Annotated in this window: 7 protein-coding genes; 6 read left to right on the forward strand and 1 reads right to left on the reverse strand. The window is 57.4% G+C overall.

Annotated features, from left to right (window positions below; translation table 11 throughout):
* The 6 genes from WCA10_RS09040 to WCA10_RS09065 all read left to right on the forward strand — a co-directional run bounded on the left by WCA10_RS09040 (position 1) and on the right by WCA10_RS09065 (position 11,408).
* On the forward strand, positions 1 to 2,406 hold the full coding sequence (locus tag WCA10_RS09040; RefSeq protein ID WP_472822178.1) for an exo-beta-N-acetylmuramidase NamZ domain-containing protein: 2,406 nt from the start codon (positions 1 to 3) through the stop codon (positions 2,404 to 2,406).
* 330 nt (positions 2,407 to 2,736) lie between these two features.
* A complete protein-coding gene (locus WCA10_RS09045) occupies positions 2,737 to 3,531 on the forward strand; it encodes a GntR family transcriptional regulator (protein WP_472822179.1) in 795 nt (264 codons plus the stop codon).
* 483 nt (positions 3,532 to 4,014) lie between these two features.
* Positions 4,015 to 7,410, forward strand: coding sequence for a TonB-dependent receptor (locus tag WCA10_RS09050; RefSeq protein WP_472822180.1), 3,396 nt, complete (start codon positions 4,015 to 4,017; stop codon positions 7,408 to 7,410).
* Positions 7,411 to 7,700: 290 nt separating this feature from the next.
* Positions 7,701 to 8,819 carry a Gfo/Idh/MocA family protein gene (locus WCA10_RS09055; protein ID WP_472822181.1) on the forward strand — a complete coding sequence of 373 codons (1,119 nt, stop codon included), beginning with the start codon at positions 7,701 to 7,703 and terminating at the stop codon, positions 8,817 to 8,819.
* Positions 8,816 to 10,195 (forward strand): Gfo/Idh/MocA family protein, encoded by a 1,380-nt coding sequence (locus WCA10_RS09060; RefSeq protein WP_472822182.1) that lies wholly within the window; start codon positions 8,816 to 8,818, stop codon positions 10,193 to 10,195. The genes WCA10_RS09055 and WCA10_RS09060 overlap by 4 nt, the downstream gene beginning before the upstream one ends.
* Before the next feature lie 28 nt (positions 10,196 to 10,223).
* Positions 10,224 to 11,408: an ROK family transcriptional regulator gene (locus WCA10_RS09065; RefSeq protein WP_472822183.1), complete on the forward strand. Its 1,185-nt coding sequence runs from the start codon at positions 10,224 to 10,226 to the stop codon at positions 11,406 to 11,408.
* Positions 11,409 to 11,523: 115 nt separating this feature from the next.
* On the opposite strand, the gene WCA10_RS09070 is transcribed toward WCA10_RS09065, so the two are convergent.
* A complete protein-coding gene (locus tag WCA10_RS09070; RefSeq protein WP_472822184.1) occupies positions 11,524 to 12,084 on the reverse strand; it encodes a hypothetical protein in 561 nt (186 codons plus the stop codon).
* Positions 12,085 to 12,189: the final 105 nt, after the last annotated feature.

Here is a 12,189-nt window from a genome sequence, read left to right on the forward strand (position 1 = left end):
ATGAGGACGGGAACAAGGAACTATCGAAGTGCGCTTCGGGTGGTTTGCGGTCTTGCGCTCGTTGTGACATCCATCTGTCCATCACTGCTCTCGCAGCGTTCACATGGGCTACGGCGTGTCGAGAATTTTGCCGATGTCGGCGCGATTGTCCAGGATGCAATCGATCGCGGGAACACCCCTGGCGCCGTCGTGCTCATTGGCCACAACGGCCACATCCTCTATCGCAAGGCGTTTGGTTCGCGCTCACTTGAGCCCACACGTGAGCCGATGACCGTGGGAACGATCTTCGACCTGGCATCGCTGACCAAGTGCATTGCCACGACTACCGCGGTAATGCAACTTGTCGAAGCCGGGCGTATCAGGCTAAACGATCCTGTGAGGGCGTACCTGCCGGAGTTTTCGCAGAATGGCAAGAGCCAGGTTACCGTTCGTGAATTGTTGACGCATTACTCGGGGCTTGCGCCCGATCTCGATCTCAAGGAGTCATGGGCAGGACGCGACGCCGCCTTCAAATTGGCGATGGAGGCGAAGCTGGTTAATCCTCCGGGCGTGCGATTTGTCTACAGCGATATCAATTTCGAAACGCTTGGGTTTCTTGTTGAGAAGGTCTCCGGGATGAGTTTGAATGAGTACGCGGCGAAGAAGATATTTGCGCCTCTGGGCATGAGGGAGACTCGCTTTCTGCCGCCCGCTGGTTGGCTGCCTCGCATAGCTCCCACGCAGTATGACGAGAACGGCAGGATGTTGCGGGGCGTGGTGCATGATCCGACTGCGCGAAGAATGGGAGGCGTGGCCGGTCATGCAGGTCTTTTCTCAACCGCCGACGATCTTGCCAAATTTGCACAGGAATTACTTAGTGGTCACACCATCTTGACCCGCTCCGCCATCGAGAAGATGTCCACTCCGCAACAGCCTGCGAACGCCGCCAGTTTGCGGGGGTTAGGCTGGGATATTGATTCGCCCTTCTCCAGCAACCGCGGGGAATTTCTGCCGGTAGGCTCCTTTGGACACACAGGATTTACCGGCACCTCCCTTTGGATCGATCCAACCACCGATACCTATATCATCCTTCTTGCCAACGCGGTTCACCCGAATGGAAAAGGGTCGATGGTTTCGTTGCGTTCCCGCGTGGCGACGGCTGTCATTCACTCGCTTGATCTGACCATAAGCGAAGAGCAAAAACTGCGGCTCGCGCGAATCACCGGGTACAACGAATCGATGATGGCTGAGCGGCGATTCATCGCTCGCAATGGGGAAGTCAAAGCAGGAATCGATGTTCTCGAAGAGCACGCCTTTCGTGAACTGCATCCCGATAGCGAGCATCCAGTGCGCATCGGCCTGATAACCAATCAAACCGGTCTCGACGCACGCGGTCAGCGAACCGCCGATGTGCTCGCACAGACACCGGGCATTGCGCTCAAGGCGATCTTCAGCCCGGAGCATGGTGTCGCCGGGGTACTTGACACCTCTTCGATCGGCAATTCGCAGGATGCTGCGACCGGCGTTCCGGTTTATAGCGTATACGGCGAAACCGATGCCAGGCGGCGGCCCACTCCTGAAGAACTTGCCGATCTGGATGCCATTGTCTACGACATACAGGACATGGGAGCGCGCTTTTACACCTACGAGAGCACGCTGGGATATTTCCTTGAAGCTGCTGCGAAGGCGCACAAACCAATCTTCGTTCTCGATCGGCCGAATCCCATCGGCGGGGTCTACGTGCAAGGGCCAATCGCGGATCCGGGAAGCGAGTCTTTCGTGAGCTATGGGCAAATTCCCGTCCGTCATGGAATGACCGTCGGCGAACTGGCGCAGCTCTTCAATGGCGAGCGTTCGATCGGCGCAACGTTGACCGTCGTCCCCATGGAGGGTTGGATGCGCGGCGATTGGTTCGATTCCACGGGGCGGATGTGGATCAATCCCTCTCCAAATATGCGAAGCCTGACCGAAGCCACGCTCTATACCGGCATCGGAATGATTGAGGGTACGAACATCTCCGTAGGACGAGGTACAGATACGCCGTTTGAACTTGTCGGCGCACCGTGGATCGACGCTCTCGGCCTCTCCGCCTATCTGAATGCACGGCAAATTGACGGGGTACGATTCCTCCCTGTGCACTTCACGCCCACGGCGTCGATCTATGCCAGTCAACCGTGCGGCGGGGTAAACATCGTCGTGACTGCACGAGACAGCCTCGATGCGCCGGAACTGGGAATGGAAATTGCGTCGGCGTTAATCCATCTCTACCCGAATCAATTCAAGGCGGCTGCGCTGGATGGCCTCATGCGCAACAAAGCTACGCTGGGCGGGCTGGTCGCGGGAGAAGACCCGAGACGCATCGCCGAAGACTGGCAGGATGCGGCGAGCAGATTTATGACGGAACGCAAGAAGTACTTGCTCTATTGAGGCTCGAGATAGCGGAGACAGGAACAAGCGATGAAAGTACGCAGGTTTGAATTGACGCTAAAACAGTTAGGAGTCCGATCGTTGTTTGCCGCGTTGCGCCTCGGCGGCCTTCCTATCTGGGCAGCGTCTGCATCTTCGATTCATCTGGATCGAAAAGAGGCGGGGCCGGGGCTGGGCCTGAAACAAACGTAAACGCGGTAAGCCGTTGAACCCGGTCACTGAAATTGCGGAGATATCGGTCTATCATCAATAAGCCCATGATCATCAACGTGGCATGCGGGGCTTACAGAACGCTGAATCAAGGCGCTTGAATTCGAGGATCGTTCGAATATGGCTAAGGCTCAAACGCCGCGGTCCGGGATAGATGATCCCCGCCCATCCCCGTTGAACCGCAAGAGTGGCATCCCCCTCTATCACCAGATTCAGCTGCGCCTGCTGGATCAGATCCGATCGGGCGAGCTCAAACCAGGCATGCCGATGCCCTCGATTGAGAGAATCGCCGACCGCATGGGCGTGAGCCAGATGACCGTCCGGCAAGCGGTTCGCGCCCTCTCTGAGCTAGGAGTTGTTTACAGCCGTCAGGGCAAGGGGACCTTTATCTCCGGAATCAAGCTGGAGCGAGATTTCAGGCAGGTGCTCTCATTCACTGAAGAATCCAAGGCGCGCGGCGCAAAGCCAAGCTCCAGGATGCTCTCGTTCGATATCCGTACGCCCGACCAGAACGTGATGGCCGCCCTACGCTTAACCGAGAGCGAAAAGATTTTCAGTCTGCGCCGCGTTCGTTATGGCGATTCCGTCCCCATGGGTATTGAGCGCAGTTGCCTGCCCGTCCGGCTCTGCCCACGTTTGCTTGAGACTTTCGATCCGACCGCGTCCCTCTATGACGAGCTCGCCGAGCGGTACGGCATTCAGCTCATGGTCACCGACGAAGTGATCGAGGTGGGAAAGGCTAATTCGGAAGAGGCGCGACTCCTCGAAATCGCGCCCAAGAGCCCGGTTTTTCTCTTCACCAGAACTTCGTATCTGGAGAACGGTGTGCCAGCTGAGCACGTCACATCGGTTTATCCGGGAAACCGATATAAGGTCGTCAACCGCTTGATGCGCTCGAACCGAAAACTTGGCTAGGAGCTATTGCGGCGTTGGACAGACATCGGCTTCTGGGTATCGGCGTGGTGACTGGCCGCTGAGCTTGCGTCCTGCGACTCGGCCTCTGTGTTGCCGTGATCCTTCGGGAAATAGACACGTGCTGCAAGTCGGCGCGTGTCACCCCTTGAGCACCTCGCGAGATGGGTTGTCGTGCGTTCGCGATTTCCGAGTTTCAAGGCAAACCAGCAGACGCGATTCGAGACTTCGAAAGCCGCGAAGTACATTCCCTTCGGACCCCCGGGGAGAAGCTTCGCCCCGCTCTTGATTTCCGATGGATTCGCCGCGTGAGCCTACTCATACAAAACCGTTGACAGGAGACTTGCGGGGGAAGTAGACTTCGCGGCTATTAGTTCATTCCTCGAACAAAAGCAGATTATCGGCAAAAGTCGCAAGAGAAAGGGAGGCCAAAATATGCAGCATAGGTCTACGGCAGATACCACTCACCGTAAGTGGATCGTTCGGATGGGGATTCTTCTCGGAATCCTGACATTCTTGTCCGGAGCACTCGCCCAGGGGGGCGGCAACGTCGCGATTGCAGGAACGGTTACCGACTCAACGGGCGCTGTACTACCCGGCGCAAAGGTCACGGTGACGCAAAAGGACACATCGACCACCCGCACGATTGTGACCAATGGCACCGGCCAGTTCAACGTTACCTCCATTCCTCCTGGCGCTTACACCGTGTCGGTCGAAGCGCAGGGATTCAAGAAATATGTTCAGGATGTTTCCCTGCTCGCCGATCAGATTCGTGATTTGGATATTCGTCTGCAGGTCGGTGAAGCCAGTCAACAGGTCACGGTCGAGGAATCGAGCGTTCAGGTCAACACAGTGAGCCAGGAACTCAGCCAGGTAATTGAGAGCTCGCGGGTGAGCGACCTGCCTTTGAACGGCCGAAACGCGGCCGATCTGACGCTGCTGGTGCCGGGAACGACCAATGCTGTCGCCAACAACTCGGGCGCGTTACAGGGAGACACCAAACAGATACCGGGCGAAGAGGCGATCGCGGTGAACGGGGCACGTCCAGACCAGATTGGGTACAACCTAGACGGCGGGAACAACGAAGACCTGATGAGTAACGTGAACCTGCCCTTCCCGTTTCCTGATGCATTGCAGGAGTTCAGCGTGCAGACCAACAGCTTCGACGCGCAGTACGGGAATAACGCCGGCGCCGTGGTAAACGTGGTCACGAAATCAGGAACGAACCAGTGGCACGGTGATCTCTTCGAGTTTGTCCGCAATGGCTACTTCAATGCCCGCAACTATTTTGCGCCCACGGTGGATCCCCTGAAGCGCAACCAGTTTGGCGCCACGGTTGGTGGTCCGATCCACAAGAACACCACGTTTATGTTTTTCGGGTGGCAGAAGACGATCATCCGTAGCAAGAACAATGCCACCAACGCGATTGTTCCGACTGCCGACAACATGAACGGGGATTTTTCTTTAACGAATCCGACGACCACGATCAAGAATCCGTTCACGCACGCTGCCTATGCCAGTAACGCCTCGATTGGCCCAATCGATCCGGTGGCGCAAAAAATGGCTACGCTGCTTCCAATTCCAGCGGCAGGGTCTACGAGCGGTGCGGTCACGTTTTCCACTCCGATCCAGGAAAACTTCGATGAGTACATCGCGCGTGTCGACCAGGTTTTTCGTGGACAGGATCGGTTGTTTGGCCGGCTCTATCTGAACAAGTACCATCACGCTCCGACCTATGACGGGAAGAACCTGCTAACCGCGGGCCCAGGCTCGACGGTGCAGACGCAGAACTGGGCAGTAGGCTACACATGGGTCATCTCACCGAGACTGGTCAACAGCATCGTTCTCGATGCTGTGCGCTCGGCCTCAGACCGGGGCCAGCAAGGCGGCCCGGGTGGCAATGTACCGGATATGACCGACTTTGGATCGAGCGTGTGGCAATTGCCCAAAGCGCAGAGCGGCATCCGGAACTTCGCCGTCTCCGGCGCGTTTACCCTCGGCAGTTTCAATGACGCGAAATTCATCCGGAATACTGGTGACGTTCGAGACCAACTCAGCTGGAACAAAGGCAAGCACAACCTCAGTTTCGGCTTCGATCTGGAACTGGATCAATCGACCATCCGGAATACCGATCTGGAGGATGGCAGCTTCAACTTCGATGCCAGCGTCACGAATCTGTCCCTCGCCAGCTTTGTGCTGGGCTATGAGCACCAATTCAGCCAAACCTCAGGAGATTGGTCCGACTCACGCGAAAACCCTCTGGGCTTCTTCGCCAACGACAAATGGAAGATTTCGCCGCGGCTCACGCTGGATTATGGAGTGCGCTGGGAACCTCAGCAGGTCATGAAGGAGATTCGTGGGCGCATCGAACAGTTCCGCCCGGATGCATATGCTGCAGGCGTTCAATCGAGCGTCATTCCTTCCGCACCTGCGGGGTTGTTCTTTATCGGCGACAAGTACAACAATATCGCCATCCCCGATCGCGGGGAAACGGGCGACCTCAACAATTTCGCTCCGCGCGTCGGAGCGGCATGGGACCTGACAGGAACGGGCAAGACGGTCGTTCGCGGAGGCGGTGGGCTCTTCTACTATTCGCGGCTGCCGGGTCTGTTCCTGAATGACGCGGCGATTTCCGCGCCCTTCAGCCTCCGCATCGACCTGAACGATTCGCTCACCGGAGCTTCACAGATCGGTCCACTCTCCAATCCCACCGTGAATTATCCGGACTTCTACGGCGCTGGCTTCCCACAGCGCTTTACCCTGGCGACGGCTCCCAAGGACGCAACCTTTGTGGCCAACCCGCAACTCTATGGCTTGCAGCCGGGAGTTAAATGGGTGAGCCCTGAAATCTACGACTGGAACATCACCTTCGAACGCCAATTGCGCGCTGATACAGTGGCCCACGCGTCCTACGTGGGAACGCGCGGAACCCATCTCCGGCAGGATGTGAATCTAAATCCTGCAGTCTATACCCCCGGCGTCAAGGAACAGGCGACACGGCCGTATCAGCCGTTTGGCACCATTTACCAGAATCGCAACACTGGCGCCGATGCCTATAACGGTCTTCAGTTCGATCTGGAGAAGCGTGCGGCCGGAAGCGGAAGCGGCATCCTGAGCCGGATCACTCTGCTTGCCAACTACACGTACTCCCATGCGAACGACTATGGATTGGCAGAGAATGGCGGGATCACGGATGTCGGATCGAGCATCGGCTCCGGTATGTCCTTTTACGATCCGAGGCAGCACGCTTTTGAAACCGGACCATCAACCTATGACCGCAGACATCACGTGGTGGCATCGTACGTGTGGAATCTGCCGAGCTTCAGCGGATCCAATGGGTTGGTCCGCAACGTTGTTGGTGGATGGCAATGGACCGGCATTTATACTTTCAGCTCCGGCGATCCACTCACCATCCTCGCTGGAAAGGACCAATCTCAGTCCGGAAACAATCAGGATCGCGCGGATTACGTTGGCCCCGCGGGCGAAGTCGGCAGCAGGGGATCACCGACTGCGTGTCCTGCCGGGACCCCAGGAAAGTTCTTTGCCTGTACCCCGTGGCTTAATACAAGCCTGTTTGCGTTGCCAGCACTGGGAACCTATGGGACCGCCGGCAAAGGTACGTGGCGTGGCCCGAATCTCTGGGAAGTGGACACTGGCCTGATCAAGAACTTCTATCCGGTACCATCACACGAAAGACTTAGCTTCCAGTTCCGAGGTGAGTTCTTCAACCTCTTCAACCACCCACAATGGTCTGACCCCAATGTGACCGTATCCAACAGCGCTTTTGGCAGTATTCGGTCGACGATCGGGACGAGCGCAGGCAACGTGGCCACAAGCGCGGACTCACGCATCATTCAGCTTGCGCTGAAGATGAACTTCTGACGGAGCGAAATCAAATTATCGATTCATCCGTCGGCTGGTTTTTTATAAATCGTTCACTTGGGGGAGAGATCAAAGGCGTGGTTTCTCCCTCATCACAGGTTGGCGTTCGTCGGACCTTCTCTTGACGCCGCCGCCTTCGATCCCTCATCGCGAGTTCTCTCATGGCTGAATCCTTTATTGCTCGGCGCGATTTTCTGCGGAATGTCTCTGTTGCAGGCATGGTCTCCGCTCTTCCTTCATTTACTTCTTCAGGCTCTCCGCTAGCTTCCCCGGCAAGGGCGAGAGAGGAAGTGCTCCCTTTATCGGAAGATGCGTCTCCGCGCTATTCCATCAAATTCGCCGCCTGTGGCATCAGTCATCCGCACATCTACGGTATGACTGAGGCGGTCAAACGCGGTGGCGGCGTTCTGGTCAAAGTCTGGGGACTCGAGCCCGATCTTCTCGCAGCATTTCAGAAGCGCTATCCAGACGTCGCGGTCGCTTCGACACAAGAGGAAATTGTGCACGATGCGTCGATCCAGCTGGTGTTGAGCTCCCAGATTGCCAACGAGCGCGCGCCCCTGGGCGTTCGCTGCATGAAGGCCGGCAAGGATTTTCTTTCTGACAAGCCCGGCATCACCACGCTCGAACAACTCAAGGAAGTACGCGAGGCGATCGCATCGACCGGACGCATTTACGCGATCATGTATTCGGAACGGCTTGAGGTGAAGGCGGCCGTCAAGGCAGGAGAACTGATTCAAGCCGGCGCAATCGGCCATGTGATCCAGACCATCAACATCGCGCCTCACCAGATTCGTCAACGGCCGGGCAGCGATGCAGGAAGTGCAGGCTCGATCGACGGCCGTCCGGCCTGGTTCTGGAAAGATGTTCAGTTCGGTGGGATTCTCTGCGACATCGGCTCGCACCAGGTGGATCAATTCCTGTATTACACGGGCTCAACGCAGGCAGAGGTTGTTGCGTCCCAGATTGCCAATGTCCGTCACCCGAACCATCCTGAGTTTCAGGATTTTGGTGACATGATGTTGCGCGGGAATAACGGCTTCGGATACGTGCGCCTCGATTGGTTCACGCCCTACGGACTCGGCACATGGGGCGACGGAAGGCTCTTCATCCTCGGTACAGAGGGCTATATCGAACTTCGAAAATACACAAATGTTGCGGTGAGCAAGCAAGGCAACAATCTGTTTATCGTCGATCAGAATGAAGCCAGGTACATCGACTGTAACAATCTGACACTTCCGTTTGGTCCTCAATTCGTCAGCGACATCGTCAATCGAACCCACACGGCCCAGGACCAGGCGCAGTGCCTTCTCGCTGCCGAGCTTTCGATCAAGGCACAAATGCACGCGGCCCGAACTCACCTTGACTGGGAAAGCCGGGGCCGATTGTTTCCAGGGAGAAACACATGAGTGCGTCACGCAGAGACTTTGTCAAGGCATCGATTGCGGGGAGCGTTGTTGCCGGTTTCCCAACCATCGTGCCTAAGACTGTGTTTGGAGCGACCGCTCCGTCCAACAGGATCAGCATCGGTGCGATTGGCGTGGGGCGCATCTCGCACGGGCACGATATGCCCGGCGTCATGCAGTTCGCCGGTGCCCCGGGCCGGGACAACCGCATCCTGGCTGTCTGCGATTTGAGTGAAGAGCGCGTCGAGCTGGGCAAGCAGTTTGTCGACAAGACGTATGCCGAGAAGCTCGGCAAGTCTTACGTCGGCACCAAAGGCTACTCGGATTTCAGAGAGCTTCTCGCAAACAGGGAGATCGATGCGGTGCTGATCTCGACGCCAGATCATCAGCACGCGCGATTGGCTGTCGCCGCGGTGAAGGCAGGCAAAGATGTGTATCTGCAGAAGCCCGCGTCCCTCACCATTCGCGAAGGCCGCATCATGGCCGACCACGTGAAAGCGAGCGGCCGTATTGTTCAGATTGGCTCGCAGCAGCGCTCGTGGAAGCAATTTGCCCGCGCGGTTGCGCTTGTGCGCAACGGCGGTATCGGCACAGTGAAGCAGGTTGAAATCGGATTGCCCGGCGATCCCGCAGGCGGCAATCCCGCACCGATGCCCGTTCCCGCCGGTTTCAATTACGACGCGTGGTTGGGTTCGACTCCAGAGGTGCCGTACACGCTGGATCGCGTGATGCCCACCAAAGATTTCTCGCGTCCTGGATGGTTGCGCCTGGAGCAGTTCGGCGCGGGCATGATTACGGGGTGGGGCGCGCATCACGTCGACACCGCTCATTGGGGCATGGATACAGAGCTTACCGGGCCAGTCGAGATTTGGGGAAACGCGGAGTTTCCGAAAGAGGGTCTGTGGGACGTGCATGGTCCGTTTAAGACTTACGGCCGGTATGCAAATGGCGTGGTGATGACCATCTCCGGCGATTTTGAAAACGGCATCAAGTGGATCGGCGACAAGGGGTGGATTTTCGTATGTCGCGACGGCATGACCACACCGACTGCCTCGTCTACCGATAAGCCGGCGCAGATCGTGCCGCTGCGCGCAAGCGATCCCAGGATTCTGGACTCAGAGATCGGTCCGAACGAGTTTCATCCCTACACCTCCGACGACCAGCATGGAAACTGGCTCGATTGCATCCGCTCGCGCAAGGCGCCGACCGCGCCGGCTGAGATTGGCCACCGTGCCTGTTCGACGTGCCTGCTTCACTGGATCGCGATGAAGACGAACCACCACATCCACTGGGATCCGGTGACCGAGACCATCGTCGGCGACGACATTGCAGCGAGTCTGCTCACGCGTCATCAACGTCACCCCTACGAGATCGTTTGAAGTGAATGGTCATATTGGGCGGGGTAAAGTGAATTCGAAGGATGGTGGTCCCCGGCGGGCTCAGGGCGGTTCACCGATCCGGGATAATAACCGCGACCTTGTGCTCGAAGTTTTGCGGCGTAATCAACCGATTTCGCGGGTAGAAATCGCTCGCAAGTCCGGGCTGCAGCGCTCGACGATCTCTTCGATCGTGGATGGCCTCATCGAGGAGCGATGGGTACGTGAAGGGTCCGTGGTCAAGACGGAGCGCGGCCGCCGTCCAACCATGTTGACGATGAACGACGACCTTCTGCTTCTTGTCGGCGACATCCGCCCGACGAAGGCGATCCTGGCAGTCGTCGACCTGAATGGCAAATTCCTTGACCGGACAATGGTTCCGATTATTGCGGACCCGAAACAGGGTGTCGATCTCGTCGCAGAAGGCATGCGACATCTTCAATCCCATTTCCGCGGGAAGACATGGGAAGGGGCGGGAATCAGTTTGGCGGGCCGGGTTAACAAGATCACGCAGAAGTTGGCGTGGGCTCCGAATCTTCCGTGGGTGGGTTTCGATATCCGTGGAACGCTGCGGAAGGCTCTGAAGATTCAGGTCGAACTCGAGAACGCAGCCAATGCCTGCCTGCTTTCCGAGGTGTGGTTTGGACACATGGAGGGCATCCAGAGCGCGGTCCTGATCACGATCTCAGAGGGCGTTGGAGCAGCAGCGCTTGTGAATGGATCGCTGATGGAAGGTGCGGACGGACTGGCAGGGGAGTTTGGTCACGTACCCGTCTCCGACTCCGGCCCGAGATGTGCTTGCGGGCAGGTCGGTTGCTGGGAGATGTTTGCCTCCTCCCGAGCGGCGTTGCGTTACCTGCAGGAGGAGATGAAGGGCAAAGGCGCTCCAACAATCCAGGAACTTATGAATCTGGAGGCGAGTGGGGATGAGGCAGCGCGCGCGGCGTTGAATCGACAAGCCGAATGGATCGGGCGAGGACTGCGCGTTGTGACAGCGGTCTTCAACCCGGAGCTGATTCTCTTTGTCGGTGACATTACGCTTCGCTGGGATGTTGTGGGGCCGATCATCAACGCTGAACTTACGAGGCGCCTGGTGGGGGGCGCACAGCCCAGGATTGCGATTTTGTCAGATGGTGAAGCGGCGCGATTACGGGGCGCTGCCGCCGTACTGCTCCAACGTCACATAAGCTTTAAGCGAACATCTGCGATCCGTTAGAACCGAGGAACCGGCTTACAGTTTTCGAGATGCAAGCCACGGATACAAGAGATGCGTGACATTCAGGGCTCCGGCTTCGCAAACAATCCACTCGTGAACCAGCCGCACGTTCTACTCAGAGCCGCCCCGCCAAAGCGGCAGCGAGGTGCAACAGTTTCGTTTTATCAGGTGGATACATCATTCCGAGCTGAAAATGGACTTTGCCTTTCAACACATGAATCGTGGGCTCGTCCGGATCGCTTACGCCCCAGTATGCAGAATCTCCGAGCCCCGAGGGCGCCGGCTTCGAATGATCTGTGAAGAAGACAGCGGCCTTCTGGAAAGTTGTCTTAGCTTCCGCAGCCGATGCCTCGACAAAAACCATGAAATCCACTCTCGTATCCTGACCCTGCGGGAACGGCTCCATCCGGCTAAACTCGCAATTTGAGCCCCACGCCCCGCTATACGCCGGCATCGCCTTGCTTTCAGAAGGATCGTGGAATTTGGAGCCGATCACTTCTTCTACCAAGGAGAGAGGAAGCAGTGCGCAACCGCTTGCCGGCGCACCGCTCTGGGCTGCTCGAGCGGGCTTGCCGCCTCTCGGCACTCCACCTGGCGGGCCTGCGTGTGCCAGCCCAGCGCCGAACATCACAAAACCGAATAGAACCACTGCCAACGGACCAACTCTTGAATTCATCTCGACTATTTCGCCTCCATTCCTTCTCATTTCGCGCACCGCTCACTCTCTAAGTGGCGAGGTTTTTGCTCCGCCCGATCACGGGGCTATTCCGGGGAGCCACGG

The organism is Occallatibacter sp. (genome assembly GCF_049582745.1).
In the GTDB taxonomy this organism is placed as follows: Bacteria; Acidobacteriota; Terriglobia; order Terriglobales; family Acidobacteriaceae; genus Telmatobacter.